Raw genomic sequence first — 26,384 nt, 5'->3', positions numbered from 1 at the left:
TGGACCCGCAGCCCTCGCGGCGCGCGGACGCGGCTACCTCAGCGGCGGGCGCTCGCGCTGCAGGTCGCGTCCGGAGGCGTCCGCGGTGCCGAGCTGGGCGTCGATGAGCGCGTCCTCCTCGTCCTCGGCGCTCGGGCGGCGGGACCGCGGCTCGCGACGCGCCCGGGCGGCGTCCGGGTCCTGGGCAGCGAGCAGGTCGCCGGCGGTGAGCGTGGTCTCCTCGCCGCGCGCGTCGCGCCGGTCGCGGCGGACCAGGAGCCAGAAGCCGGCGACCGCGCCGATCGCGAACACCGCCCACTGGAACGCGTACGACAGGTGCGACCCGGGGTCGGTGTCGGGCTTGGGCAGGGCCTCGAGCGTCTCGTCCGCCGGCGGCACCTCCGTGCGGAGCTGCCCGTAGGCGCCGACCGTCCGGCCCTCGGCCCAGGCGGCACCGTCGGGCGCGGCGGCGAGCACCTGGTCGGTCGCGATCGCCTGGACCTGCCCGTCGGGAGCGTCGCGGCCCGACGGCGGCTCGTCGCCCCGCAGCGTCACGGTCGCCTCGACCTCGCCCTCCGGGGGCGGCGGGACGTCTCCCGGCGTGACGGCGTCCGTGCCCAGCGGCACGAACCCGCGGTCGACGACCACGACGAGACCGTCGGGCGCGGACGGCGTCGGGTTCGTCACGAACGGGACGAGCACGTGGAACCCGGGGCTGCCGCCCACGGGGCGGTTGCGCAGGAGCACGGTCGCGTCGGTCTCGTAGCGGCCGACGAGCGTCACGGGGCGCCAGAGGTCGGCCTCGTCCAGCGTGGCACCGGGACCGTCCAGGACGGCGTCGACCGGCACCGGCTCGGACGCGTAGTTCGTCTCGATGCGCTCGATCTCCGCCTCGCGCGCGACGTACCGGTTCCACTGCCAGCGTCCCGCCACGAGGCACAGCGCGACGAGGACGAGGACCCCGACCGCGAGGGTGACCCACTGCCGCGGCGTGCGCGGCTGGTGGGCGTCCGCGGTGGCGCGCTCCGGCGTCGGGCCCGCTGGGGCGCCCGGCGCCGGGCTCGACGGTGCGGCCTGCGTCACGGGGCCGCCCGGCGCTCGAGCTCGTCGACGGGCACGGTCGAGCGCCAGAACGAGCGGGCGCCGAGGAACGTCTCCAGGTGCTCGCGGTGCGTGTCGCACGCGAGCCAGACCTTGCGCCGCTCGGGCGTGTGGATCTTGGGGTTGTTCCACAGCAGGCCCCAGACGGCCGCCTCTCGGCAGCCCTTGGCGCTGCACACCAGATCCTCCTCGCCGACGGGGTCGGCGAGGCCCAGGACGTCGGTCACCGGTGGTCCTCCTCGTGGTCCTGCGGGTCGGGCGACTCTCCGCCGGCGATCCCGTGGGATCCCGGCACTCCGGCGGCAGGCAGCGCGCGGTGCTCCATCGGCGAGGTGTCGTAGTGGGCCTGGTCGCGGCCGGCGTTGGCGATGAGCACCGCGCTGTACGGCAGGACGATCGCCGCAGCGGCGAACACCCAGGTCAGCCAGCTCGGCGCGACGAGGATCGCGGCCACGAAGCACACGATGCGGATGCCCATCTGGATGAGGTACTTGCGCTCGCGGCGTGACTGGTCGGCGGCCAGCGGCTCCGGGGCTGACGTGATGCTCGGGACCGCCTCGGCCGACCTCCGGGCCGTGCGTCGTGTGCTCACCCGTCCAGTCTACGTTTGTCGGGACCCCACAAAGTGTGGGGGAGCGGTGTGACCTCGGCGCACCGCGCACGGCGGGGCCCGCGCACGGTACGGTCGGTGCGGCGCGTTCGCGCGGCTCTCTCCCGAGCCCGCACGGGCCCATTTGGCACCGGCCGTGCGGGACCCGTCCCCGGCCGCCGACCGACCCGACCGTCCCGAGGAGCCGCACCGTGTCCGAAGCCACCGCACCCGCCCCGCGCACCGTCGTCGTCACCGGCGCGAACCGGGGGATCGGCCGCGCGATCGCCGAGCGGTTCGTGGCGAACGGCGACCGCGTCGCGACCGTCTACCGGGGCGGCGAGCTGCCCGAGGGCGTCTTCGGCGCCGTGGCGGACATCACCGACACCGCGGCTGTGGATGCTGCGTTCACCGAGATCGAGAAGGAGCTCGGGCCGGTCGAGGTGCTCGTCGCGAACGCGGGCGTCACGCACGACCAGCTCCTGCTGCGCATGACCGACGAGGACTTCGAGTCCGTGATCGACGTCAACCTCACCGGCACGTTCCGCTGCGTGCGCCGCGTGAGCAAGGGCATGATCCGCCTGCGCCGCGGCCGCATCGTGCTCGTGTCGTCCGTGATCGGCCTCTACGGCGGCGCGGGGCAGGTCAACTACGCGTCCTCCAAGGCCGCGCTCGTCGGCATGGCGCGCTCGATCACGCGCGAGCTCGGGTCGCGCAACATCACGGCGAACGTCGTGGCGCCCGGGTTCATCGACACCGCGATGACCGCCGAGCTGCCCGAGGAGCGCCAGGCCGCGTACAAGGCCGCGATCCCCGCCGGGCGCTTCGCGCAGGCCGAGGAGGTCGCCGGGGTCGTGCAGTTCCTCGCGTCCGACGACGCCGCGTACGTCTCGGGGGCCGTCATCCCCGTGGACGGTGGCCTCGGCATGGGCCACTGACCCGACCGTGACCGTCCCCGCCCGTGGGACCGGTCACGGCGGCAGTCACCGGCGCGCCCGCGCCCCCTCTCTTTCAGTACGCTCAGCCTCAGCGCGCCCGCACGGCGGGTGCACGACGGAAGGAAACCGATGGGTCTGCTCGACGGCAAGAAGCTCCTGATCACCGGAGTGCTCACCGACTCCTCGATCGCGTTCCACGCGGCGCGTCTCGCGCAGGAGGAGGGGGCCGAGGTCGTGCTCTCCTCGTTCGGCCGCCAGATGAAGCTCACGCAGGCCTTCTCCAAGCGCCTGCCCGTCGAGGCGCCCGTCGTCCAGCTCGACGTGACGAACGACGACGACCTCGCCGGCCTGGCCGACGCCGTCCGTGAGCACACGGACCGCCTCGACGGCGTCGTGCACTCGATCGGCTTCGCGCCGCAGAGCGTCATGGGCGGCAACTTCCTCTCCGGCACCTGGGAGGACGTGGCCACCGCGCTCCAGGTCTCGACGTTCTCCTACAAGTCGCTCGCGGTCGCCGCCAAGCCGCTCATGACGAACGGTGGCGCTGTGGTGGGCCTCACGTTCGACGCGCAGTTCGCCTGGCCCGTCTACGACTGGATGGGCGTCGCGAAGGCCGGCCTCGAGTCCGCGAACCGTTACCTCGCACGCGACCTCGGCCCGGACGGCATCCGCGCCAACCTCGTCTCCGCGGGCCCGATCCGCACGACGGCCGCCAAGTCAATCCCCGGCTTCGAGCAGATGGAGGACGGCTGGCCCAAGCGGGCGCCCCTCGGCTGGGACCAGACGACGGCGGAGCCCGCCGCGCGCGCGGTCGTCGCGCTCCTGTCCGACTGGTTCCCGGCGACGACCGGTGAGATCGTGCACGTCGACGGCGGCGTGCACGCCATGGGGCAGTGACTCAGGAGGAGCGCATGGGCGCGGAGACCACCGACGGCGGCGTGCGCCGTCTCGTCCTCCTGCGCCACGCGAAGGCTGAGCCGGGCGGCGGGAGCATCGACGACGTCCTGCGACCCCTCGCCCTGAACGGACGGCGGCAGGCGGTCCGCGTCGGCGGCGCGCTGCGCGAGACGGGGCTCGTCCCCGAGCGCGTGCTGTGCTCCTCGGCGCTCCGCACGCGCCAGACGTGGGAGCTCCTGTCCGCGCACCTGGGCGACGTGGACCCCGACGTCGTGGTGAGCGACGACCTCTACGCGGCCGACGTCACCGACGTGCTGGACCTCGTCCGCTCGACGGACTCGCGCGTGCGCACGCTGCTCGTCGTCGGGCACGAGCCCACGATGGCGGCGACGGCGTCGCACCTGGCCGACCCGTCGTCCGACGGCGGGGCGCTCGCCCAGGTGCGCGTCGGCGTGCCGACCGCGACGTACTCCGTCCTGGAGTCGGCGACGGCCTGGGACTCCTGGGTGCCCCGGGGGGCCCTGCTCACCTACGTGGGTCGCCCGTCCTGAGGGTCCCGTCCCGGTCGTGACGCGAGAGAGCCCTGGTCCGTGCGGACCAGGGCTCTCTCGCGTGCGGGTCGCGCCTCAGCGGGCGGAGTCCACACGGTCGACGACGTCGAGGACGGCGTCGATGCGCGGGCCGTCGACGCCGTAGGGCGCCTGGGCCCGCACGACCGGCTTCGCGGCGAACGCGACGCCGATGCCCGCGGCGCCGATCATGTCGAGGTCGTTCGCGCCGTCGCCCACGGCGATCGTCGCGCTCATCGGCAGGCCGAGCTCGTCCGCGAACTCGCGCAGCGCGAGCTCCTTCGCGGCGCGGTCCACCACCGGTCCGGTCGTGCGACCGGTGAGCCGGCCGTCGGCGACCTCGAGCCGGTTCGCGCGGAAGCGCGTGATCCCGAGCTCGGCCGCGAGGTCGGCGACGATCTCCTCGAAGCCGCCCGAGACCAGCGCGACCTCCCAGCCGCGGCGGTGCGCCTCGGCGACGAGGTCGCGCACACCGGGCGTGAACGTCGCGCGGGACCGGACGTCGGCGAACGCCTCGACGGGCACGCCGGCGAGGGTCGCGACGCGCTCGCGCAGCGAGGCGGCGAAGTCGATCTCACCGCGCATCGCGCGCTCGGTCACCTCGGAGACGTCGGCACGCGTGCCCGCATGGTCGGCGAGGAGCTCGATGACCTCCTGCTCGATGAGCGTCGAGTCGACGTCCATGACGAGGAGCCGGACGGGGCCGCTCGTGGGGTCGGGGGTCACGCGGGGGCTCCTCGCGGTGTCGGTCTCGTCGGTGCCCGGGCCGGGCACCTCGGCGGGTGCGTCGACGGGCAGCGCGACGAGGACGGCGTCGGGCACGACGCCGGCGGTGGTGGGCGTCACTCGACGACCGTCCCCTTGGGGACGACCGTGATGCCGGACTCGGTGACCGTGAACCCGCGGGCGCGGTCCTGCTCGGGGTCGAGGCCGATGCGTGCCTGCTCGCCCACGACGACGTTCTTGTCGATGATCGCGCGGTGGACCTGCGCGTGGCGGTGCACCTGCACCCCGTCCATGAGCACGGAGTCCGACACCGACGACCACGAGTGCAGGTAGGTGCCGGGCGAGAGCACCGATCCGACCGCCGTCGCGCCCGAGATGATCACGCCGGGGGAGACGAGGGAGTCCGCGGCGTGCCCGAGGCGACCGCGGCCCGCGTGCACGAACTTCGCGGGCGGCAGCCCCGTGTAGCCGGTGTGCAGCGGCCACTCCTCGTTGTAGAGGTTGAAGACCGGGGTGACCGCGATGAGGTCCTTGTTCGCGTCGTAGTAGGAGTCGATCGTCCCCACGTCGCGCCAGTAGTCGCGGTCGCGGTCCGTCGAGCCCGGGACGTCGTTGCGGATGAAGTCGTAGACCGCCGCCGTGCCCTTCTCGACGAACGCGGGCACGATGTCGCCGCCCATGTCGTGGCGCGAGTCCGCGTTCGCGGCGTCGGACGTCACGGCGTCGACGAGCGCGTCCGTGTCGATGACGTAGTTGCCCATCGACGCGAGCACCTCGTCGGGCGAGTCCGCGAGGCCGACCGGGTCCTTGGGCTTCTCGCGGAACGCCGCGATCTTCGTGGGGTCCTTCGGGTCGGTCTCGATGACGCCGAACTGGTCCGCCATGGAGATCGGCTGGCGGATGCCCGCGACGGTGAGCTGCGCGCCCGACTCGACGTGCGCGTCGACCATCTGGGAGAAGTCCATGCGGTACACGTGGTCGGCGCCGACCACGACGACGATGTCCGGCCGCTCGTCGTCGATGATGTTGAGGCACTGGTAGATCGCGTCGGCGCTGCCGAGGTACCAGTGCTTGCCCACGCGCTGCTGCGCGGGGACGGGCGCCACGTAGTTGCCGAGGAGCGACGACATGCGCCAGGTCTTGGTGATGTGGCGGTCGAGGCTGTGCGACTTGTACTGCGTGAGCACGATGATGTGCAGGTAGTGCGAGTTCACGAGGTTGGACAGCGCGAAGTCGACCAGTCGGTAGATGCCTCCGAACGGCACCGCGGGCTTGGCCCGCGAGGCGGTCAGCGGCATGAGGCGCTTGCCCTCGCCCCCGGCGAGGACGATGGCGAGGACTCGTGGTGCGGCGGCCATGCCCAGACCGTAGCCCCTCGGGGCGGCACCACGCAGCAGGGAGCCGCATCCTGGGCGCGGCGCGCCCTCGCGCTCGCTCGCGGCGTCGGCGCGCGCTCTCGCGCGGGGCGGGAACAGGCCCGCCGGCGGTCATCGCGGGACCGCGGCGGGCGACTCGGCTACGGTGTGGCGCGTGAGAGTGGACCTGCTGACCCGTGAGTACCCGCCGCACGTCTACGGCGGTGCCGGCGTGCACGTCGCCGAGCTGTCCGCGGTCCTGCGCCGCCACGTCGACGTGCGCGTGCGCTGCTTCGACGGGCCGCGCGGCGAGGACGGTGTGAGCGGCTACTCGGTCCCGGGCGTCCTCTCGGGGGCCAACGCCGCGCTCGGCACGTTCGGCGTCGACCTCCAGATGGCCGACGACGTCGCGGGCGCCGACCTCGTGCACTCCCACACCTGGTACGCGAACCTCGGAGGCCACCTGGCCGGGCTGCTGCACGGCGTCCCGCACGTGCTGTCCGCGCACTCGCTCGAGCCGCTGCGCCCGTGGAAGGCCGAGCAGCTCGGCGGCGGGTACGCGCTGTCGTCCTGGGCCGAGCGCACCGCGTACGAGGGCGCGGCCGGGATCGTCGCGGTGTCCGGGGGGATGCGCGACGACATCCTGCGGGTCTACCCGCAGGTCGACCCCGCGAAGGTCCACGTGGTGCACAACGGCATCGACCTCGACGGCTGGCGGCGCCCCGAGCCGGGGACGCAGACCGACGTCGCGGGGCGGGTCGTGCGCGACCTCGGCATCGACCCCGACCGCCCCGCCGTCGTGTTCGTCGGCCGGATCACGCGGCAGAAGGGTCTGCCCTACCTGCTGCGCGCCGCGCGCTCGCTGCCCGAGGACGTCCAGCTCGTCCTGTGCGCGGGCGCCCCCGACACGCCGGAGATCGCCGCCGAGGTGAGCGGCGCCGTCGCCGAGCTGCAGAAGGAGCGCAGCGGCGTCGTCTGGATCGAGCAGATGCTCCCGCGTGCCGAGCTCGTCGCCGTGCTCGCCGCGTCCACGGTGTTCGTGTGCCCGTCGGTGTACGAGCCGCTCGGCATCGTCAACCTCGAGGCCATGGCCGTCGGTCTGCCCGTCGTCGGGACCGCCACGGGCGGCATCCCCGAGGTCGTGGACGACGGCGTCACCGGCCTCCTCGTGCCCATCGACCAGGCGGACGACGGCACGGGCACCCCCCTCGACCCCGACCGGTTCGTCGCGGACCTCGCGGCCGCCCTGACCCAGGTCGTGAGCGACCCCGAGCGCGCCGCCGCGATGGGCCGCGCCGCGCGGCAGCGGGTCGAGGACCACTTCGCGTGGGACGCGATCGGTGAGCGCACGCTCGAGGTCTACCGCACGGTGCTGGGGGAGTCGTGACCGCCGCGGGTTCCGGCCGGGTCGACGAGGCGTCACGCCGCGTCGCCGCGGCGCCCCGCGACGTCTACCAGGCCCTCGTCGACCAGGACGCGCTCGTCGCGTGGCTCCCTCCCGAGGGCATGACCGGCCGCTTCGAGCGGTTCGACCTGCGGCCCGGCGGGAGCTACCGCATGGTGCTCACCTACGACGACCCGCACGCCGAGCCGGGCAAGACGGGCGAGGGGACCGACGTCGTGGACGTCGCGATCGTCGACCTCGTACCTTGCCGGAGCGTCGTGCAGGAGGTCGACTTCCCGTCCGACGACCCGGCCTTCGCCGGCACCATGACGATGACGTGGACCGTCGAGCCCGCCGCGGACGGGGCGCGTGTCACCGTTCGCGCCACGGGCGTGCCGTCGGGCATCTCGCCGGAAGACCACGCCGCCGGCCTGGCGTCGTCGCTCGCGCACCTCGACACGTACGTGACCTCGCGCTCCTGAGTCGCCGCGGGGCGGACGACAGGTTGTCCACAAAGCGGGACGTGAGGGTTTCGCCCGTCGCGTGGTTTTCGCTAGGTTGCTGGGCAGCCCGCCACGCCTCATGGACGTGGTGTGCGGTGGTTCGCATCGATCTGCAGGGGGTCTCGTGCGTCGTTCTCGTGTGCTGTCCCGTACCCGACGGCGGTCGCTCGCCGTGGGTGCCGTCGTCGCGGTGGGGTGGCTGGCCGCCGGGTGCACCGGTGGTGGCGACCCCGGTCCGTCGCCGTCGGTCGAGGAGCCGGTCGTGCCGTCGCCGTCGGAGACGCCCGAGCCCTCGCCGACCGAGACCGGCCCGGTGAAGCCGGAACGTCCCGCGGCGATGGAGCGTGACGACGCGGAGGGTGCAGCCGCGGCGGCGGAGTACTTCCTCTCGTTGTATGGCTACGTACTCGCGACGGGCGACATCGCGGAGTGGGATGCGATGACGTGGTCGGAGACGTGCGAGTTCTGCGCGAACGTTCGGGCGGATGCCGAGTCCATCGCGGCAGCTGGCGACAAATATGAGGGTGCAGAGATCACCGTCGCCAATCCAGACGTGGATTTCGACGATTTTGCCAACGGCTATGCCATACTCTTCGACTTTCAGCAGAGTCCGCATCGACGGATCGCGTCCGACGGTTCGGTTGTTTCTGAAGACAACGGTGGCGCGGGTCGATTGCAGATCGACGTGTCGGTAGCGACCGGAGATTGGCTCGTCCTGGCCGTGACGAGCGCCGAATGAAACTCCGACTCCTCGTCGGTGTCGCGCTCACCGGACTGCTGACGAGCGCGTCACTTGTGGCGCACGCAGGCAGCGAAGACACCGAGCTCAATTCACACTTCCAGAACGACGCCGCATTCATTCACGGAAAGAATGCGCCTCAAGGTGGTGCGGAGTACGTTCCTGCGGCTGCTGAGGGTGGTGGTCCGGCGTCGGAGGCGTTTCGGCGGGGGCCGGCGTTCCGGTGCTTCGACGGGGACACCGCCACGACGTTTCCCGGGCTGGTGCAGGTGTGCCCGGGCGGGCAGACACCGGTCGACCACACCCAGGCCTGCGCGGAGGACGAGTTCGCGATGGACCCGTTGTTCCGTCAGACGTGGACCAACGGCCCCAACGGGTCACGCACCGCGGTCTCGGGCTGGGAGTTCGTCGACGATGGTGCCTGTATCGGGGCTGCGGACCTCGCCGCGCAGGCTGAGGCCGCGTTTCGCACCTTGACGATCGCGCCGGCGCCGATCGTCGTGCAGCCGCCCGACGGGTGGACCCTGGTCAACGTCCCGACCATCACGTACACCGAACCTGGCGAGCAGGTGTTGGACACCACCCTGCTGGGCATCGCGGTCCAGATCCGCGCCACCCCGCGCTCGTTCACCTGGGACTATGGCGACGGCACCACCCCGCTCATCACGACCGACCCCGGCGCGGCCTATCCCCACCACACCGTCGCGCACACCTACGACCAGCCCGCCGACCAGGTGAACATCACCCTCACGACGACATGGTCCGGGCAGTTCCGCATCACCGGCACCCCCAACTGGACCGACGTCACCGGCACCGCGACGACCACCAGCACCGCCAGCCCGCTGCGCGTCTACGAGGCCCGCTCGCGCCTCGTCACCGACGACCTCCCCGACTGACACGCCCGTTCGGTCGCAGCCAGCACCAGCATCGACGCGGTACCGGTCGACGACCCAGGGTGACGTCGGTACGGGCGGTCAGGAGGCGGCGATCCAGAGGGTGGCGGCGCCGACGGCGTGGCGGGAGGCGCGGTCGACCTCGCGCAGGGCGGTGGACCGCTGGTCGGCTTGCCAGAGGTTGACGGACCCGCCGTCGTCGGCGGTGGCGAGGTCGACGATGGCGCGCAGGCGTACTGCCTGGGTCAGCACCTGGACTGCGCGCGGTGGCACGGTCGCGGGGAGCTGCCAGGTCGGGGCGCCGCCCGCGCGCAGGTCGGCGATGGCGCCGGCGGCGTCGTCGCGCCAGCGCGCGACGTCGAGCTCGTCGAGGGCGCGGGTCGCGAGGAGCAGGGCGGTGCGCAGGTCGCGCTCGGCCTCGGCGAGCGTGCCGAGGGTCCCGAGGACGCGCGTGCTCCACGGACCGACGGAGGTCACGTGCCAGGTGACGAGGTGACCCGGCTCGAGGTCGCTGCCGAACTCCGTGACCTCGGGCACGAGCGCCCACGACCCGGAGGACGTGGTGACGACGACGCACTCGCCGGCATCGGTCGCGCGCGCCGCGGCCTCCGGCGGGACGCCGGTGACGTCGCCGGGGACCGGGGCCAGCGCGACGACCTCGCGTGCGTCGCCGGCCCAGGCGCCGGCCAGGTCCTCCAGGCGGAGGTCGCCCAGCGCCCCGGACACGACGTGCGGCTCGTCGTCGCGCTGCACCGCGCGGAGCAGACGGGCTAGACCGTCGTCGTCGCCGAGGCGCGCCGCACGTAGCCAGAGGGCGAGGAGGGCGCTGCGGGGGAGGGCGCCCGCGCTGGAGGCAGAGCCGGGTCCAGAACCGGGACCGGAGGCGTCCTGCGGACCCTCGGACGAGTGTGAGACCACGACGGCCAACCTATAGGGTCGGTGACCATGAGCGCGGTTCTCGACCTGAAGGGCGTCACCGTCCGACGTCACCCCAAGACCATCCTCGACGCGGTCGACTGGCAGGTGAACGAGGGCGAGCGGTGGGTCGTGCTGGGCCGCAACGGCGCCGGCAAGACGACGCTCCTGCAGGTCGCGTCCGCGCGGATGCACCCCACGGCGGGCACCGCCGACATCCTGGGCGAGCGCCTGGGCCGTGTGGACGTCTTCGAGCTCCGGCCGCGCATCGGGCTCGCGTCCGCGGCGCTCGCGGAGCAGATCCCGGGCGACGAGACGGTGCGGGACGTCGTCCTGACGGCCGCGTACGGCGTCACGGGCCGCTGGCGCGAGGAGTACGAGGAGTTCGACGCGGAGCGTGCGAGCGACCTGCTCGCCGCGTTCGGCGTCGACCACCTGGCGGACCGCCTGTTCGGCACGCTCTCCGAGGGCGAGCGCAAGCGCACCCAGATCGCGCGGTCCCTCATGACGGACCCGGAGCTCCTGCTCCTCGACGAGCCGGCCGCGGGGCTGGACCTCGGCGGGCGCGAGGAGCTGGTCGGCGCGCTGTCCGAGCTCGCGGGCGACCCGGCGTCGCCCGTGCTCGTGCTCGTCACGCACCACGTCGAGGAGATCCCGCCGGGGTTCACGCACCTGCTCCTCCTCAAGGACGGGGCGGTGCACAGCGCCGGCCCGGTCGAGGAGGTCCTCACGGCCGAGAACCTCAGCGACGCGTTCGGCATGCCGCTCCTCGTCGCGCACGGTGGCGGGCGCTGGATGGCGCGCGCCGCGCGGGTGTGAAGCACCCGTCCTCGACGAGGTGCGCGGGGATGCGTGCACTGCGGGCGGAAATTCGGTAAAGTACACGTAAAGCGCGCACGTGGGAACGGGGGTCGAGATGGACTGGCTGTGGTGGGTCGGAGCGGCGTTGCTCCTCGGTCTCGTGGAGATCATCTCGCTCGACCTCGTGCTCATCATGCTGGCCGGCGGCTCGCTCGCCGCGGCGGGCGTGAACGCGGCCGGCGGGCCGCTCTGGCTCCAGATCGTCACGTTCGCGGTCGTGAGCGTCATCCTGCTGCTCACGCTGCGGCCGTGGCTGCTCCGGCACCTGCGCTCGCGGGTCCCGCTCACGGAGACGAACGTCGCCGCCCACGTCGGCCGGACGGCGCTCGCCGTCGACCGCGTGAGCGAGTTCGGCGGTCGCGTGAAGCTCGTCGGCGAGGTCTGGACTGCGCGGACCGAGCCCGACGCCCCCCAGATCCCCGTGGGGACGGAGGTACGCGTCGTGCGGATCGACGGCGCGACGGCCGTCGTCGCGCCGCTGCCCGCGCAGCACCCGACCGGGTCGTGACCGACCGGCACGACCCGCACGCGCCGCCGGGCGACCGGTCGCGCCGACGACCAGGAGGTAGTCGATGAACGACCCCAGTCCCGGAACGATCCTCGCGTACATCGTCCTCGCGCTGATCCTGATCTTCGTGATCGTCGCGCTCGTCAAGGCGGTGCGCATCGTGCCGCAGGCGGTCGCGATCATCGTCGAGCGCCTGGGCCGCTACTCGCGCACGCTCGAGCCGGGCCTGCACCTGCTGGTGCCGTTCATCGACCGCGTGCGCGCCTCGGTCGACCTGCGCGAGCAGGTCGTGTCGTTCCCGCCGCAGCCCGTGATCACGTCGGACAACCTCGTGGTCAGCATCGACACGGTGATCTACTTCCAGGTCACGGAGCCCAAGTCGGCGGTCTACGAGATCGCGAACTACATCACCGCGATCGAGCAGCTCACCGTCACGACGCTGCGCAACGTCATCGGCTCGATGGACCTCGAGCAGACGCTCACGAGCCGTGACCAGATCAACGGCCAGCTCCGCGGCGTCCTCGACGAGGCGACCGGTCGCTGGGGCATCCGTGTCAACCGCGTCGAGCTCAAGTCGATCGACCCGCCGCCCAGCGTGCAGGGCTCGATGGAGCAGCAGATGCGCGCCGAGCGTGACCGTCGCGCGGCCATCCTCACCGCCGAGGGCGTCAAGCAGTCGCAGATCCTCACGGCGGAGGGTGAGAAGCAGGCGGCGATCCTCCGGGCCGAGGGTGACGCGCAGTCGAAGATCCTCACGGCGGAGGGCGAGGCGCGCGCGATCCTCCAGGTGTTCGACGCCATCCACGAGGGCGACGCCGACCCGAAGCTGCTCGCGTACCAGTACCTCCAGATGCTCCCGCAGATCGCGAACGGGAGCGCCAGCAAGCTGTGGGTCGTGCCGACGGAGTTCACCGCCGCGCTCGGGTCCATCGCCAAGGGCTTCGGCGGTGTGCCGGGGATCGACGGCGGGGGAGTGCCGGGCGCGACGCCCGCCCAGGACGCGGAGGCGGCCGAGGCGAGCGCCGAGGCGCGCCGCGAGCGCGAGCGCGACCGCGTGAAGTTCGGCGTGCCGTCGCTCACCGACCCGTCGGAGGCGCTGGCCGAGGCGCGCCGTCAGGCCGAGGCGGCCACGGCGGACGCCACGAGCGCGGGGACGCGCTCCGGTCTGCCGTTCGACCCGCAGACCGAGCGTGGCCAGCACCCGGGCGGTTCCGGCGAGCACCGCGCCGGACCGCCGGAGCCGGGCGCCGCGTCGCCGCGCCCGCTGGGCGGACCGTCGCAGTACGCGCCGCCGCCGCAGCCGATCGTGGAGGACGCTCCGGCGACGGACGAGCCGCCCGCCGACGAGCCGCCCGTGGGCGGACCGCCGTCGTTCCCGCCGCGCCACTGACGACGCGCCCCGACGTCCGCGCGGAGCCCCCGCACCCCTCCGGGTGCGGGGGCTCCGTCGTGCGCCAGGGCCCAGGACTCGTCGGCCCGGCCGCTGCCGCGCCCCGCCGCGCCCGGTTCGCCATGAGCGGACGAGGTTGAGAGTGAGTGCTCACTCAGTTAGCGTCGAGATCGTGACACCGGTCTCCCTCCCGTCCGACGCGCCACCCGAGGCGACGCCCCACGTCCCCTCCGAGGCAGCGCCCGGCGAGCCTGCCCCCGAGCGCACGCGCGCCCGTCCGCTGTCCCGTGAGGAACGGCGCGACGCGATCGCCGCCGCGACGATCCCCCTGCTCGTCGAGCACGGTGCCGCCGTGACGACGCGCCAGATCGCCGACGCCGCGGGCGTCGCGGAAGGCACGTTGTTCCGCGCGTTCGCGGACAAGGACGAGATCCTGCACGCCGCCGTCGTGCGCTCGCTCGACCCGGCGCCCGCGGTCGCGGCGATCGACCTGCTCCCGGACGACGACGGCCTGCGCCCGCTCGTGGTGAGCATCGTCGAGTTCCTGCTCGAGGCGCAGCGCGTCGGCATGCGGATCTTCGCCGCCGCGCACCAGGTGCTCGACCCGCACCGACACTCCGCAGGGCGCGCCGCCGGCTCGCGCGGAGACGCGGTGCCCGACCGCAGGACCGCCGACCGCGTCGAGGCCGTGCGCCGGATGCGGGCCGGGGAGAGCGCCGACGCTCGCCGGACGGGATTCGACGCGCGCGAGCGCTCCGCGCGCGAGATCGTCGGCGCGATCGAGCGCAAGCTCGCGGCCCACCACGCGGAGCTCCGCGTGGAGGCCGGGCTCGCGGCGCGCGCCGTCTTCTCCCTCGTCTTCGGAAACGCCTTGCCGCACCTCTCGGGCGGTGACAGGCTCGACGCCGTGCAGCTCGCCGACCTGATCCTGGGCGGCATCGGAGCGGACGTCGCCACCGACCCCTCGCCCTGACGGGCCCGCCACCACGCCCCGCGGCAGCCCTCGCCCGGCTCCGTCCCCGGATCGAGCCCCGACGTACCTCGCGCGTCCCCGGCCCGACCGCCCGTCCCGTAGCCCCCACCCGGACAGGAACCCCATGCTCGTCAGCCTCTTGCGGACGCGGTTGCGTCCCTACCTGACACCGATCCTCATCCTCCTCGTGCTCCAGCTCCTCGCGACGCTCGCGTCGCTGTACCTGCCGAGCCTCAACGCCGACATCATCGACCAGGGCGTCACGCAGGGCGACACCGCCTACATCATGCGCACGGGCGGGCTCATGCTCCTCGTGAGCCTCGGGCAGGTCGTGTGCGCGGTCGCGGCCGTCTACTTCGGCGCGCGGGTCGCGATGTCGTTCGGCCGCGACGTCCGCGCCGGGCTGTTCACCAACGTGCAGCGCTTCTCCGCCCAGGAGATGGGCCAGTTCGGTGCGCCGTCCCTCATCACGCGCACCACGAACGACGTGCAGCAGGTGCAGATGCTCGTGCTGCTGTCGCTGACCATCATGGTCATGGCGCCGATCATGCTGGTCGGCGGCGTGGTGATGGCGCTCCAGGAGAACGTCGAGCTCTCCGCCCTCCTGCTCGTCATCGTGCCCGTGCTCGGCGTGAGCGTCGGGCTCATCATCTGGCGGATGGTGCCGTACTTCCGGCAGATGCAGAAGAAGATCGACGGCATCAACGCCGTCCTGCGCGAGCAGATCACGGGCATCCGCGTGATCCGGGCGTTCGTGCGCGAGCGTCGCGAGGCCGAGCGGTTCGACGTCGCGAACGACGCGCTGTTCGACGTCTCGCTCAAGGCGGGCAAGCTCATGGCGCTCATGTTCCCGACGGTCATGCTCGTCATGAACGCGTCGAGCATCGCGGTGCTGTGGTTCGGCGGTCGTCAGATCGATGCCGGCGACATGGAGGTCGGCGCGCTCACCGCGTTCCTGTCCTACCTCATGTACATCCTCATGGCCGTGATGATGTCGACGATGATGTTCATGATGGTGCCGCGCGCGGCGGTCTCCGCCGAGCGCATCACGGACGTCCTGCGCACGACCGCCACGGTCGTCGAGCCCGAGCGCCCCGTGGCCCTCGCCTCGCGCACCGGGCGCGTCGAGCTCGACGGCGTGGAGTTCCGCTACCCGGGCGCCGAGGACCCGGTGCTCCACGACGTGTCGTTCGTGGCCGAGCCCGGGCAGACGACGGCGATCATCGGCTCGACCGGCTCCGGCAAGACGACGCTGCTCAACCTCGTGCCGCGGCTGTTCGACGTCACGGGCGGCTCCGTGCGGATCGACGGGACCGACGTGCGCGACCTCACGGGCGCGGACCTCGGTTCGCTCCTGGGCCTCGTGCCGCAGAAGGCGTACCTGTTCTCGGGGACCGTCGCGGACAACCTCCGCTACGGGCGGCCCGACGCGACGGAGGAGCAGATGTGGGAGGCGCTCGACGTCGCCCAGGCGCGCGACTTCGTCGAGGCGCTCGACGGCGGGCTCGACGCGCCCGTCGCGCAGGGCGGGACGAACTTCTCCGGCGGCCAGCGCCAGCGGCTCGCGATCGCCCGGGCGATCGTGCGCGACCCCGCGGTCTACCTGTTCGACGACTCGTTCTCCGCGCTCGACTACGCGACGGACGCCCGCCTGCGCGCGGCGCTCGCGCCTCGCACGCGGCGCTCGACCGTCATCGTCGTGGCGCAGCGCGTCGCGACGATCCGGGGCGCCGACCAGATTCTCGTGCTCGACCACGGCCGCATCGTCGGCCGCGGCACGCACACCGAGCTCCTCGAGTCCAACGAGACGTACCAGGAGATCGTCTACTCCCAGCTCTCGATCGAGGAGGCAGCATGAGCGGCGAGCAGGACGCCTCGCGCACACCCGCGCCGTCGGGCAGGGACACCCCCGCACCCGATGCCGCGCCGGGCTCCGACAAGCCCACCGCGAAGGGCGGCGACGTCGCCGGGACCCGGCTCGCCGGACGTCCCCGCGGTGGCGGCGGGCACGGCCCCATGGGCGGCATGGGCGTGCCGGGCGAGAAGGCGCTCGACTTCAAGGGCTCGCTGCGCCGGTTCGCCGCGTCGCTGCGGCCCGAGCGCTTGCCGATCGTCGCCGTCGTGATCCTCGGAGTGGTGTCCGTGGCGCTCGCCGTCGCGGGCCCCAAGCTCCTCGGCAACGCGACGAACGTCATCTTCGCGGGCGTCGTCGGCTCCCAGCTCCCGGCAGGCGTGACGCAGGCCCAGGCCGTCGACGCGCTGCGCGCCCAAGGGCAGGACCAGATCGCGGACCTCGTCTCGGGCGTCCCCGGCCTCGTCCCCGGCGAGGGCATCGACTTCACGGCGCTCGCGACCGTGCTGGCGTGGGTGCTCGCGGTCTACGTCGGCTCGTTCCTGTTCGGGTGGCTCCAGGGGCGCATCACCGCGATCGTCGTGCAGCGCACGGTCTACCGGCTGCGCGGCGAGGTGCAGGCCAAGCTCGGGCGCCTCCCGCTGTCGTACTTCGACCGCAACCCGCGCGGCGAGATCCTCTCGCGCGTGACGAACGACATCGACAACATCTCCCAGACGCTCACGCAGACGCTCTCGCAGCTCGTGACGTCGGTGCTCACGGTGGTCGGCGTGCTCGGCGTGATGTTCTGGATCTCGCCGCTGCTCGCGGTGGTCGCGCTCGTGACGGTGCCGCTGTCCGTGATCATCACGGCCCAGATCGCCAAGCGCTCGCAGCCGCAGTTCATCCAGCAGTGGGCGGCCACGGGGCGCCTCAACGCCCACATCGAGGAGATGTACACGGGGCACACGCTGGTCAAGGTCTACGGCCACCAGCAGGCCGCGATCGACGACTTCGAGCGCGAGAACGGCGACCTGTACGACGCGAGCTTCAAGGCACAGTTCATCTCCGGCACCATCCAGCCGGCGATGGGGTTCATCGCGAACCTCAACTACGTGATCGTCGCGGTGGTCGGCGGGCTGCGCGTCGCGTCGGGCACCATGACGCTCGGCGACGTGCAGGCGTTCATCCAGTACTCGCGCCAGTTCACGCAGCCCATCACGCAGATCGCGTCGATGATGAACCTGCTCCAGTCGGGCGTCGCGTCGGCCGAGCGGGTCTACGACCTGCTCGACGCCGAGGAGCAGACCGCTGACCCGTCGCCCGCGACGAGGGTCGACCCGGTGCGCGGCCGCGTCGCGTTCGACGACGTGTCGTTCTCCTACAGCCCCGACACGCCGCTCATCGAGCACCTCGACCTCGTGGTCGAGCCGGGCCAGACGATCGCGATCGTCGGGCCGACGGGCGCGGGCAAGACCACGCTCGTCAACCTGCTCATGCGGTTCTACGACGTCGACTCCGGCCGGATCACGCTCGACGGCGTGGACACGCGCGACATGACGCGCGACGACCTGCGCTCCGACATCGGGATGGTCCTCCAGGACACGTGGCTCTTCAAGGGCACGATCGAGGAGAACCTGCGCTACGGCGTGCGCGACGGGCGCGACGTGGGTGAGGAGGAGTTCCTCGCCGCGACGCGCGCGACGCACGTCGACCCGTTCGTGCGCACGCTGCCCGACGGGTACGCGACGGTGATCGACGACGAGGGCTCGAGCGTGAGCGCGGGGGAGAAGCAGCTCCTCACGATCGCGCGCGCGTTCCTCGCCGACCCGGCGATCCTCGTGCTCGACGAGGCGACGAGCTCGGTCGACACGCGCACCGAGGTCCTGGTCCAGCAGGCGATGAACGCGCTGCGCGAGGGGCGCACGTCGTTCGTCATCGCGCACCGCCTGTCGACGATCCGCGACGCGGACACGATCCTCGTTATGGAGCAGGGGTCGATCGTCGAGCAGGGCTCGCACGACGAGCTGCTCGCGGCGGGCGGCGCGTACGCGCGGCTGTACGAGAGCCAGTTCGCGGCGCCGGTCGGCGCAGAGGCGGAGGACCCGGTGGACGCCGCTGCGGCGCCGGCAGGGCGGCCCGCGGGCGGCTGACGGGCCGCCGGCACGGCTCGGCCCCCGTCGGTCCACCTGAGGGTGGACCGACGGGGGCCTCTGCGTGGGACGAGGGGGGACCGGCGCTCAGGCGAGCGAGAGGAACAGCTTCTCGAGCTTCGCCACGTCGAGCGTCGGGTCCTCGCCGTCCTCGGCCGGCTCGGTGAGGCACTGGCGCATGCCGGACGCGATGATCGCGAAGCCCGCGCGGTCGAGCGCGCGCGACACGGCAGAGAGCTGCGTGACGATGTCCTCGCAGTCCCGCCCTTCATCGAGCATGCGCACGACGGCCGCGAGCTGGCCCTGGGCGCGCTTGAGCCGGTTGACGACCTTGTCCATGTCGGTGCGGTCGAGCTCCACGGGTGTTCTCCTGCATTCGTCTCGGAAGGGTGGCAGCGAGCGTGCTGCTGGACGGCCTGCGTCCGGGTCGGGCCGACGGGGTCGGTCAGCCGCAGGTGCAGCGCTGCTCGGGCGGCACCTCGGCCATGACCTCGTCGGCGTGCATGCCGCAGCCGGTCCAGGTGGTCTTGCCGCACGTGCGGCACAGTGCGGGACTGCACACGGTATGTCTCCTCGGTTCGGGGTTCGGGGTTCGGGGTTCGGGGTTCGGGTTCGGGGTTCGGTCGGTGCTGCCCTCCGGGGAGGGCTCGCGGTCGGGTGGTGCGGGATCAGCGTCGCACGGCTCCGCCCGCGGCCTGCCACGCGCCGAGCCCGCCGGACAGGCTCGTGGCGGCGTAGCCGAGCGACCGGAGCTGGCGGGCCGCGGTGCGCGAGCGCATCCCGGACGCGCACACGACGACGACGGTCGCGCCGTCCTTCAGACGTCGCGGCGCGGCCGACGGGACGTCGGCGAGCGGCACGTGCACGGCCTGGGGCGCGTGCCCGGTGCGCCACTCGTCACGCTCGCGCACGTCGAGCAGCGTCGCGCCGTCGCGGACGAGCTGCACCGCGGTGGTGGCGTCGACGGTCGGGCGCACGCCGCCGTCGTCGGACGAGCGGGAGAACAGCCGGCGGAGACGGTCGATCATGCGGGGACTCCTTCGAGGGTGCGCGCGGCGCGCGGCGTGGTGGTCAGGGTGAGCCAGCCGCCGGAGAGATTGCGCGCGTCGAGCCCGGCGGCGAGCAGGACACGGGTCGCGAGGTAGGAGCGCACGCCGCTCGCGCAGTGCACCGCGACCGGGCGCCCCGCCGCGGCGGCGTGCACCTCGTCGAGGCGCTCGCGGAGCTCGGTGTGCGGCACGTTGAGCGCGCCGTCGAGGTGGCCGCCCGCGTGCTCGGCGCGCGACCGGACGTCGAGCACGAGCGACGTCGCGACGACCTCGTCGAGGTCGGCCGCGTGCCACTGCGGCATCGTGCCGTCGAGCACGTTCTGCGCGACGAACCCCAGCATGTTGACGACGTCCTTGGCGGCGCCGTAGGGCGGTGCGTACGCGAGCTCGAGCTCGGCGAGGTCGTCGGCGGCGAAGCCGGCGCGCAGCGCGGTGGCGAGGACGTCGATGCGCTTGTCCACCCCGGCGCGGCCCACGGCCTGGGCGCCGAGCAGGCGGCCGTCGGGCGCGAAGCTTGCCGTCACGTGCACGGGCTCGGCGCCGGGGAACCAGCCCGCGTGGTGGGCCGCGTGGACCCGCACCTGCTCGTGCGCGACGCCGGCGGACGTGAGGCTCGCGTGGCTCGGCCCCGTGACCGCGGCGGTGAGCCCGAACACGCGGACGATCGCGGTGCCGAGCACGGGCGCCTGCGGTGTCGTCCGGTGGCCCAGCATCGAGTCCGCGGCGCGCCGACCCTGGCGGTTGGCAGGACCGGCGAGCGGGACCGGGCCCGTCGCCCCGGTCACGGCGTGCGCGACCTCGACCGCGTCGCCGACGGCCCACACGTGCGGGTCGGACGTGCGCTGGTCGGCGTCGACGCGGATCGCGCCGCGCTCCCCGAGGGCGAGCCCGGCGGCCGCGGCGAGGTCGCTCGCGGGCCGCACCCCGACGCTCACGAGCACGACGTCGGCGTCGAGCACCGTGCCGTCGGCGAGCTCGAGCGCGACCGCGTGGTCCGCGCCGGCGGGCCGTGGCACGACGGCGCTCGCGGAGGTCCCGAGGTGCAGCCCGACGCCGTGGTCGCGCAGCTCGTCCGCGAGCAGCGGCGCGAGGTCCGGCTCGAGCGGCGGGAGCACCTGCTCGGCGCGCTCGACGACGTCGACGGACAGCCCGCGGGTGACGAGCGCCTCCACGGCCTCGAGCCCGATGAACCCCGCGCCGACGACGACGGCCCGCACCGGGGCGGTGCGCCCCGCCGCGACCTCGGCCTCGAGGCCCGCGAGCCGCTCGGCGAGCCCGTCGAGGTCCGCGATCGTCCGCAGCGTGTGCACCGCCGGATGGTCGAGGCCCTCGACCGGCGGGAGGACGGTGGTCGCGCCCGGCGCGAGCAGGAGCGCGTCGTACGGGAGCTCGTAGGTCCCGCTCTCGGCCGCGACGGTGACGGTCCGCGCGGTCCGGTCGATCGCCGTGACGCGGTGCCGGGTCCGGACGTCGAGGTCGAGGCTCGCGCGCAGCGACGCGGGGGAGTGCAGCAGGAGGGTGTCGCGGTCCGCGATCTCGCCGGACACCTGGTACGGCAGGCCGCAGCCCGCGAACGAGACGTGGTCGGACTGCTCGAGAACGACGATCGACGCGTGCTCGTCGAGGCGGCGGGCGCGCGCGGCGGCGCTCATGCCGCCCGCGACGCCGCCGACGACGACGACGCGGCGCGCGCCGTCGGGGTCGGACGGGTGGGTCGTCGAGCCGGGGGTCGAGGGGATCATGGCTCACACAATACCCCCGGGGGTATCCACCGACGCAAGCTGGCGGGCTGAGAGGTCCGTCACGGTGCGACCCGGGCGACCGCGCGACCGCTCACAGCCGACGAACAGGCGTGCCATCCCGGCAGCACACGCCCGCTCCGTAGACACGGCTCATGAGCATCCCCACCCCGCACCCCGCCCCGCCCGCACCGTCTGAGCCGCCCGCGACCGGACGCCGACGACGGTGGCGTGCCGCGCTCGTCGTCGTCCTCGCCGTGCTGCTCCCGCTGGGAGGCGCCACGGCGTGGGCGCTGGACCGGTTCGTCGTCGAGCACGTCGAGATCGCCGACGTGTCGGCGTACGAGGCGGCGCTGGGCGCCGACGCGTCGAGCAGGGCGTCGGAGGGGGCCACGGCGGGTGACGGCCGGAGCGCCTCGACCGACGGCTCGGACGACGCCTCGACCAGCACCACGACCGTCGACGGCGACACGTACACGTCCGACGGCACGAGCATCACGCTCTCCCGGGTGATCACCGGTTCGGGCGACGACACCGTGACGTACTACGTGGCCGACGTCGTGCTCTCCGACATGACGGACCTGCGCTCCGCGTTCGCCCAGGACGCGTTCGGCACGAACATCACGGAGACGACGTCCGACATCGCCGCCGACCACGACGCCGTCCTCGCGATCAACGGCGACTACTACGGCTTCCGCGACACCGGCATCGTGATCCGCAACGGCGTCGTGTACCGGGACGAGGGCGCGCGCGAGGGCCTCGCGCTCTACCGCGACGGCCACGTCGAGGTCTACGACGAGACGGCGACCGACGCGCAGAGCCTCGTCGACGCCGGGGTCTGGAACACGCTGTCGTTCGGGCCCGCGCTCGTCGAGGACGGCGAGGTCGTGTCCGGGGTCGACGACGTCGAGGTCGACACGAACGTCGGGAACCACTCGATCCAGGGGGAGCAGCCGCGAACGGCCGTCGGGGTGGTCGACGAGAACCACCTCGTCCTCGTCGTCGTGGACGGCCGCCAGGAGGGCTACTCCCGCGGCGTGACCATGACGGAGCTCGCCGGGATCGTGCAGGACCTCGGCGCGACGACCGCGTACAACATCGACGGCGGCGGGTCCTCGACCCTGTACTTCGACGGCGAGGTCGTCAACAGCCCGTCGCAGGGTCGTGAGCGCGGCACGTCCGACGTGCTCTACGTCGCGGACGGTGCCTGATGGCGGCCGCGACCACGCACTCTGCTGCCGCGGTGCCCGCTGCGCACGCCGCCCGGACCGCCGTCGTCGTCCCGGCGTACCAGCCCGACGCGCGCCTCGTCGCCCTCGTCGACGCGCTGCGGGCCGCGGTCCCCGGGCTGCCGGTCGTGGTGGTCGACGACGGCAGCGACCGGCGGTGCGGGGGAGTGTTCCGCGCGGTACGGGCGCTGGGCGCCGTCGTGCTCACGGTCCCGGTGAACCGCGGGAAGGGTCACGCGCTGCGCACCGGCGTCCGGTGGGTGCGCGACCGGTTGCCCGGCCACGGCGTCGTGTGCGCCGACGCGGACGGGCAGCACACGGTCCTCGACGTGCTCCGCGTGGCGGCGCGGTCGCAGAGCGAGCCCGACGCCGTCGTGCTCGGCGCGCGCCGCCTCGGGGGCGAGGTCCCGCTGCGCAGCCGTCTGGGCAACGCCGCGACGCGCTGGGCGTTCACGGCCGCGACGAGGACCCGCGTGCGCGACACCCAGACCGGTCTGCGCGCCTACGGGCCGAGCCTGCTCGACGACCTGCTCGCCGTGCGCGGCGACCGGTACGAGTACGAGCTGCGGGCGCTCCTCCACGCGACCCGCACGGGCCGCCGGATCGTCGAGGTGGACGTCGCGACGGTCTACCTCGACGACAACGCGTCCTCCCACTTCCGGCCCGTCGCCGACTCGCTGCGCGTGTGGGCACCGCTGCTGCGGTTCGCCGCGTCGTCGCTCGGGTCGGCCGCGGTCGACGTCGTCGCGCTGCTCGTGCTGCACGCGCTCACCGGGTCGCTCCTCGCGGCCGTGGTGGGCGCGCGACTGCTCAGCGCGGGCGTGAACTTCGCCGTCAACCGCCGCCTCGTGTTCGCGGGCGGGCGCGACGTCCCGCTGCGCGCCGCCGTCGTGCGGTACGCGGCGCTCGCGGTCGTGCTGCTCGCGGCGAGCTACGGGCTGCTCGCGCTGCTGACCGGGCTCGGCGTGCCGCTCGTCGCGGCGAAGGTCGGCACCGATGCGGCGCTCGTCGCGACGAGCTACGAGGTGCAGCGGCGGGTCGTGTTCCCGCGTCTCAGCCCTGGTCGAGGCGCCGCTCGCCGTGCCGACCGTCGTGCCGCTCGACGAGAGCGGGCACGTGGTCGCGCGCGGTCCAGCGCCGGCCGACCCACTTGATGACCTCGACGAGCAGGAACACGACGATCGCGAGCCCGAGCGTCTTGCCCCACTCGACGACGTCGATGGGGGCCGAGTCGAACCAGGAGTGCATGAACGGCGCGTAGACGAACACGGCCTGGAGCGCGAGGAGCGTCACGGCCGAGATCCAGACGACGCGGTTGCCGCGCAGCACGTCGAGCGTGAGGCTCGACCGGTCGAGGAACCGGCAGTTGAACAGGTACGCGAGCTGGCCGAGCGCGAGCATCGTCACGGCGGTCGTCTGGGCCTCGGCGAGCGGGACGCCCTGAGCCCGCTCGACGTAGAACAGCAGGATCGTCGCGCCGCCGATGAGGAGCGAGACGAGCAGGATGCGGCGCACGTAGGCGCCGTCGAGGATCGACGCCTGGGGGTCGCGCGGGGCGCGGCGCATGACGTCGGGCTCCGCCTTCTCGTACGCGAGCGCGAGGGACAGCGTGACGGCGGTGATCATGTTGATCCACAGGACTTGGACCGGCTGGAGCGGCAGCGTGAGGCCGAACAGGACCGCGACGAGGATGACGAGCGACTGCGCGCCGTTGGTCGGCAGGAGGAAGAGCACGGACTTGCGGATGTTGTCGTAGATCCGCCGCCCCTCCTTCACCGCGCGCTCGATCGTCGCGAAGTTGTCGTCGGCGAGCACGACCTCCGCGGCCTCCTTGGTCGCCTCCGTGCCCTTGATGCCCATCGCGACGCCGACGTCCGCCTGGGTGAGCGCGGGGGCGTCGTTCACGCCGTCGCCCGTCATGGCGACGACCTCCCCGTGCGACTGGAGCGCGGAGACGATCCGGATCTTGTGCTCGGGGCTCGTGCGCGCGTACACGTCGACGTCGCGCACGACCTGGCGCAACCTCTCCGTGCTCATCTCCTCGAGCTCGGGGCCGGTGAGCACGGCGGGCGCGGCGTTCTCGCCGGTCCCGTCGTGGGGGTCCACGATGCCCATCTCGCGACCGATCGCGAGGGCCGTACCCGCGTGGTCGCCCGTGATCATCTTCACGCGGATGCCCGCGTCGCGGCACTCGGCGATGGCCTCGATCGCCTCCGGCCGCGGCGGGTCGACGATGCCGACGAGCCCGCACAGCTCGAGCCCGTCCGCGACGTCGGCCACGTCGAGGTCGTCCGTCCCCGCGGCCGCGGTCCGCCGGGCGGCCGCGAGCACGCGCAGGCCGCGGCCGCCGAGCGCGTCGATCTGCGCCTCCCAGAACGCCCGGTCGAGCGGCTCCGTGCCGCCGTCCTCGGCCACCTGGGCCGCGCAGCGGTCGAGCACGCGGTCCGGCGCGCCCTTGACGTGCACGTGCAGACCGCCGTCGGGGTCGGCGTCGAGCGTCGCCATGAACTTGTTCTCGGACTCGAACGGCACGACGGCGACGCGCCGCCACCCCGTGGGGTCGACGCCGGCCTTCATGCCGAGCGTGCGCAGCGCGCCCTCGGTCGGCTCGCCGACGAGCCGCCAGCCGTCGGCGTCCGACTCGTCGGGGACGATCCGCGCGTCGTTGCAGAGCATCATGACGGTCGCCAGCGCCGCGAGGTCCCGATCGTCCGCGAGGTCGGCGTGCCGCGTGCCCGACGCCGGTGCGTCGCCCGAGCCGTCCACCTCGCCCGGTGCGCCGGGCGCCCCGGGGCGAGACGCGTCGTCGGGCACCCTCACGTCTCCGACGGGCGCGTACCCCGCGCCCGCGACCGCGAACGTGCGCCCGCTCGTGCGGACCGTGCGCGCCGTCATCTCGTTCTTGGTGAGCGTGCCCGTCTTGTCCGAGCAGATCGTCGTCACCGACCCGAGCGTCTCGACCGCGGGCAGCTTGCGCGTGATCGCGCGGCGGCGGGCCATCTGCTGCACGCCGAGCGCGAGCGTGATCGTCACGAGCGCGGGCAGTCCCTCCGGCACCGCGGCGACCGCGAAGCCGATCGACGCCGAGATCAGCTCCGGGACGGTGAAGTCGTGGAAGACGCGACCGATGATCACCATGACGACGGCCATCGCGAGGATGAGCACCGCGAGCAGCTTGCCGAACCGGTCGAGCTGGCGCGTGAGCGGCGTCGCGAGGCCGCGGACCTCGGAGATCATCGTCTGGATCCGGCCGATCTCGGTCGCGGTCCCGGTCGCGGTGACGACGCCCACGCCCTGGCCCGCCGCCACGAGCGTGCTCGAGAAGAGCATGCTCGACCGGTCGCCCACGCCCGCGTCGGCCCCGACGGCGTCGACCTTCTTGGCCGCCGCGACCGACTCGCCCGTGAGCGCCGACTCCTCGACGCGCAGGTTCGTCGCCTGGATCAGCCGCACGTCCGCGGGCACGCGGTCGCCCGAGCGCACGCGCACGACGTCTCCCGGCACGACGTCGTCGGCGTCCACGCGCGCCCACGCGCCGTCGCGCCGGACCTCCGCGTTGACCGACAGCATGTTGCGGATGCCCTCCAGCGCGCTCTCCGCGCGACCCTCCTGGATGAACCCGATCGCCGCGTTGATCACCGCGACCGCGAGGATGACCGTGAAGTCGACCCAGTCGCCGAGGATCGCCTTGAGCACCGCCGAGACGAGCAGGATGTAGATGAGGACGTCGTCGAAGTGGACGAGGATCCGCTTCCACAGCGGGTCGCGCTGCGGCGGGGGCAGGCGGTTGGGCCCTACCTCAGCGAGGCGCGCCGCGGCGTCGGCGTTCGAGAGCCCGCCCGCGTCCGTGCCCAGCTCGGCCAGGACCTCGTCGGGCGGGCGCGACCACGGCGCGTCGAGCGGTCGCTCGACGGTGCCTGCGGAGGTCGACGAGTCCGTCGTGGCGGGGGTCGGTGCTGCGTCCGGCGCGGATCCCATGCCCCTATTCGACCCCCGATGCCCGGATCGCGCGAGAGGCGAAAGACCGTGAGCCGCGCCACGTCACCGGTCAGGCCACGTCACG

26 protein-coding genes are annotated in these 26,384 nt (G+C 73.3%); 15 read left to right on the top strand and 11 right to left on the bottom strand.

The window, feature by feature from the left end; all coding sequences use genetic code 11:
* Nucleotides 1-33 precede the first annotated feature (33 nt).
* Genes CCE02nite_RS02630 through CCE02nite_RS02620 form a run of 3 tightly spaced genes read right to left on the bottom strand, consistent with a single transcriptional unit; the run spans nucleotide 34 to nucleotide 1,672 of the window.
* Complete coding sequence (locus CCE02nite_RS02630) at nucleotides 34-1,062, bottom strand: SURF1 family cytochrome oxidase biogenesis protein (protein ID WP_141387901.1); 1,029 nt, start codon at nucleotides 1,060-1,062, stop codon at nucleotides 34-36.
* Complete coding sequence (locus tag CCE02nite_RS02625) at nucleotides 1,059-1,307, bottom strand: hypothetical protein (RefSeq protein WP_141387899.1); 249 nt, start codon at nucleotides 1,305-1,307, stop codon at nucleotides 1,059-1,061. The genes CCE02nite_RS02630 and CCE02nite_RS02625 overlap by 4 nt, the downstream gene beginning before the upstream one ends.
* Entirely contained in the window at nucleotides 1,304-1,672 is a 369-nt protein-coding gene (locus tag CCE02nite_RS02620) for a DUF3099 domain-containing protein (protein WP_141387897.1), read from the bottom strand. Before CCE02nite_RS02620 ends, CCE02nite_RS02625 begins: the two co-directional genes overlap by 4 nt.
* Nucleotides 1,673-1,881: 209 nt before the next feature.
* Here CCE02nite_RS02620 and fabG point away from each other — a divergent pair, with 209 nt between their 5' ends.
* From fabG to CCE02nite_RS02605, 3 genes are all read left to right on the top strand, one after another.
* The gene (gene fabG / locus CCE02nite_RS02615) at nucleotides 1,882-2,607 is read left to right on the top strand and encodes a 3-oxoacyl-ACP reductase FabG (RefSeq protein WP_170227190.1); all 726 of its coding nucleotides are present in this window, start codon (nucleotides 1,882-1,884) and stop codon (nucleotides 2,605-2,607) included.
* A gap of 129 nt (nucleotides 2,608-2,736) precedes the next feature.
* Nucleotides 2,737-3,504, top strand: coding sequence for an enoyl-ACP reductase FabI (fabI, locus tag CCE02nite_RS02610; RefSeq protein WP_141387895.1), 768 nt, complete (start codon nucleotides 2,737-2,739; stop codon nucleotides 3,502-3,504).
* 14 nt (nucleotides 3,505-3,518) lie between these two features.
* On the top strand, nucleotides 3,519-4,055 hold the full coding sequence (locus tag CCE02nite_RS02605; protein WP_141387893.1) for a SixA phosphatase family protein: 537 nt from the start codon (nucleotides 3,519-3,521) through the stop codon (nucleotides 4,053-4,055).
* A gap of 75 nt (nucleotides 4,056-4,130) precedes the next feature.
* Here CCE02nite_RS02605 and serB read toward each other — a convergent pair whose 3' ends face one another.
* Entirely contained in the window at nucleotides 4,131-4,799 is a 669-nt protein-coding gene (gene serB / locus CCE02nite_RS02600; protein ID WP_255318599.1) for a phosphoserine phosphatase SerB, read from the bottom strand.
* Nucleotides 4,800-4,915: 116 nt separating this feature from the next.
* On the bottom strand, nucleotides 4,916-6,157 hold the full coding sequence (glgC, locus tag CCE02nite_RS02595; protein ID WP_141387891.1) for a glucose-1-phosphate adenylyltransferase: 1,242 nt from the start codon (nucleotides 6,155-6,157) through the stop codon (nucleotides 4,916-4,918).
* A gap of 172 nt (nucleotides 6,158-6,329) precedes the next feature.
* Between glgC and glgA the strand changes: the two genes are divergently transcribed.
* The 4 genes from glgA (at nucleotide 6,330) to CCE02nite_RS02575 (ending at nucleotide 9,676) form a co-directional block, all read left to right on the top strand.
* Nucleotides 6,330-7,541 carry a glycogen synthase gene (gene glgA / locus CCE02nite_RS02590; protein WP_141387889.1) on the top strand — a complete coding sequence of 404 codons (1,212 nt, stop codon included), beginning with the start codon at nucleotides 6,330-6,332 and terminating at the stop codon, nucleotides 7,539-7,541.
* Nucleotides 7,538-8,020 carry an SRPBCC domain-containing protein gene (locus tag CCE02nite_RS02585; RefSeq protein ID WP_141387887.1) on the top strand — a complete coding sequence of 161 codons (483 nt, stop codon included), beginning with the start codon at nucleotides 7,538-7,540 and terminating at the stop codon, nucleotides 8,018-8,020. The genes glgA and CCE02nite_RS02585 overlap by 4 nt, the downstream gene beginning before the upstream one ends.
* Nucleotides 8,021-8,213: 193 nt before the next feature.
* Nucleotides 8,214-8,780, top strand: coding sequence for a DUF6318 family protein (locus tag CCE02nite_RS02580; protein WP_141387885.1), 567 nt, complete (start codon nucleotides 8,214-8,216; stop codon nucleotides 8,778-8,780).
* A complete protein-coding gene (locus CCE02nite_RS02575; RefSeq protein ID WP_141387883.1) occupies nucleotides 8,777-9,676 on the top strand; it encodes a hypothetical protein in 900 nt (299 codons plus the stop codon). Before CCE02nite_RS02580 ends, CCE02nite_RS02575 begins: the two co-directional genes overlap by 4 nt.
* 78 nt (nucleotides 9,677-9,754) lie before the next feature.
* On the opposite strand, the gene CCE02nite_RS02570 is transcribed toward CCE02nite_RS02575, so the two are convergent.
* Nucleotides 9,755-10,591, bottom strand: a complete 837-nt coding sequence (locus CCE02nite_RS02570; RefSeq protein ID WP_141387881.1) for an Rv1486c family protein — start codon at nucleotides 10,589-10,591, stop codon at nucleotides 9,755-9,757.
* Nucleotides 10,592-10,618: 27 nt separating this feature from the next.
* On the opposite strand from CCE02nite_RS02570, the gene CCE02nite_RS02565 reads away from it, so the two are divergent.
* The 6 genes from CCE02nite_RS02565 (at nucleotide 10,619) to CCE02nite_RS02540 (ending at nucleotide 18,304) form a co-directional block, all read left to right on the top strand.
* Nucleotides 10,619-11,407 (top strand): ABC transporter ATP-binding protein, encoded by a 789-nt coding sequence (locus CCE02nite_RS02565; protein WP_141387879.1) that lies wholly within the window; start codon nucleotides 10,619-10,621, stop codon nucleotides 11,405-11,407.
* A gap of 79 nt (nucleotides 11,408-11,486) precedes the next feature.
* The gene (locus CCE02nite_RS02560; protein WP_308463674.1) at nucleotides 11,487-11,957 is read left to right on the top strand and encodes an NfeD family protein; all 471 of its coding nucleotides are present in this window, start codon (nucleotides 11,487-11,489) and stop codon (nucleotides 11,955-11,957) included.
* Between the two features lie 64 nt (nucleotides 11,958-12,021).
* Entirely contained in the window at nucleotides 12,022-13,347 is a 1,326-nt protein-coding gene (locus tag CCE02nite_RS02555) for an SPFH domain-containing protein (protein WP_141387877.1), read from the top strand.
* Nucleotides 13,348-13,519: 172 nt separating this feature from the next.
* Nucleotides 13,520-14,320, top strand: a complete 801-nt coding sequence (locus CCE02nite_RS20700; RefSeq protein WP_218027008.1) for a TetR/AcrR family transcriptional regulator — start codon at nucleotides 13,520-13,522, stop codon at nucleotides 14,318-14,320.
* A gap of 124 nt (nucleotides 14,321-14,444) precedes the next feature.
* Complete coding sequence (locus tag CCE02nite_RS02545; RefSeq protein ID WP_141387875.1) at nucleotides 14,445-16,178, top strand: ABC transporter ATP-binding protein; 1,734 nt, start codon at nucleotides 14,445-14,447, stop codon at nucleotides 16,176-16,178.
* Complete coding sequence (locus tag CCE02nite_RS02540; protein WP_141387873.1) at nucleotides 16,175-18,304, top strand: ABC transporter ATP-binding protein; 2,130 nt, start codon at nucleotides 16,175-16,177, stop codon at nucleotides 18,302-18,304. Before CCE02nite_RS02545 ends, CCE02nite_RS02540 begins: the two co-directional genes overlap by 4 nt.
* 87 nt (nucleotides 18,305-18,391) lie before the next feature.
* On the opposite strand, the gene CCE02nite_RS02535 is transcribed toward CCE02nite_RS02540, so the two are convergent.
* The 4 genes from CCE02nite_RS02535 to CCE02nite_RS02525 all read right to left on the bottom strand — a co-directional run bounded on the left by CCE02nite_RS02535 (nucleotide 18,392) and on the right by CCE02nite_RS02525 (nucleotide 21,095).
* Entirely contained in the window at nucleotides 18,392-18,664 is a 273-nt protein-coding gene (locus tag CCE02nite_RS02535; protein WP_141387871.1) for a metal-sensitive transcriptional regulator, read from the bottom strand.
* A gap of 85 nt (nucleotides 18,665-18,749) precedes the next feature.
* On the bottom strand, nucleotides 18,750-18,866 hold the full coding sequence (locus tag CCE02nite_RS21320; protein WP_503826121.1) for a DUF8730 family Cys-rich protein: 117 nt from the start codon (nucleotides 18,864-18,866) through the stop codon (nucleotides 18,750-18,752).
* A 106-nt stretch (nucleotides 18,867-18,972) separates the two neighbouring features.
* Entirely contained in the window at nucleotides 18,973-19,332 is a 360-nt protein-coding gene (locus CCE02nite_RS02530) for a rhodanese-like domain-containing protein (RefSeq protein WP_141387869.1), read from the bottom strand.
* Nucleotides 19,329-21,095, bottom strand: coding sequence for an FAD-dependent oxidoreductase (locus CCE02nite_RS02525; protein WP_141387867.1), 1,767 nt, complete (start codon nucleotides 21,093-21,095; stop codon nucleotides 19,329-19,331). The genes CCE02nite_RS02530 and CCE02nite_RS02525 overlap by 4 nt, the downstream gene beginning before the upstream one ends.
* 152 nt (nucleotides 21,096-21,247) lie before the next feature.
* Between CCE02nite_RS02525 and CCE02nite_RS02520 the strand changes: the two genes are divergently transcribed.
* Both CCE02nite_RS02520 and CCE02nite_RS02515 read left to right on the top strand, forming a co-directional pair.
* Nucleotides 21,248-22,303 (top strand): phosphodiester glycosidase family protein, encoded by a 1,056-nt coding sequence (locus CCE02nite_RS02520; protein WP_141387865.1) that lies wholly within the window; start codon nucleotides 21,248-21,250, stop codon nucleotides 22,301-22,303.
* Nucleotides 22,303-23,475, top strand: a complete 1,173-nt coding sequence (locus tag CCE02nite_RS02515; RefSeq protein WP_141387863.1) for a glycosyltransferase — start codon at nucleotides 22,303-22,305, stop codon at nucleotides 23,473-23,475. The genes CCE02nite_RS02520 and CCE02nite_RS02515 overlap by 1 nt, the downstream gene beginning before the upstream one ends.
* On the opposite strand, the gene CCE02nite_RS02510 is transcribed toward CCE02nite_RS02515, so the two are convergent.
* Nucleotides 23,375-26,299 (bottom strand): cation-translocating P-type ATPase, encoded by a 2,925-nt coding sequence (locus tag CCE02nite_RS02510; RefSeq protein ID WP_141387861.1) that lies wholly within the window; start codon nucleotides 26,297-26,299, stop codon nucleotides 23,375-23,377. The genes CCE02nite_RS02515 and CCE02nite_RS02510 overlap by 101 nt on opposite strands.
* Between the last annotated feature and the right edge of the window lie 85 nt (nucleotides 26,300-26,384).

The sequence above is a fragment of the Cellulosimicrobium cellulans genome, assembly GCF_006539945.1.
GTDB lineage: Bacteria > Actinomycetota > Actinomycetes > Actinomycetales > Cellulomonadaceae > Cellulosimicrobium > Cellulosimicrobium cellulans.
The sequence above is the reverse complement of the archived record's forward strand: the minus strand, read 5'-3'. Positions and strand labels throughout refer to the sequence as shown.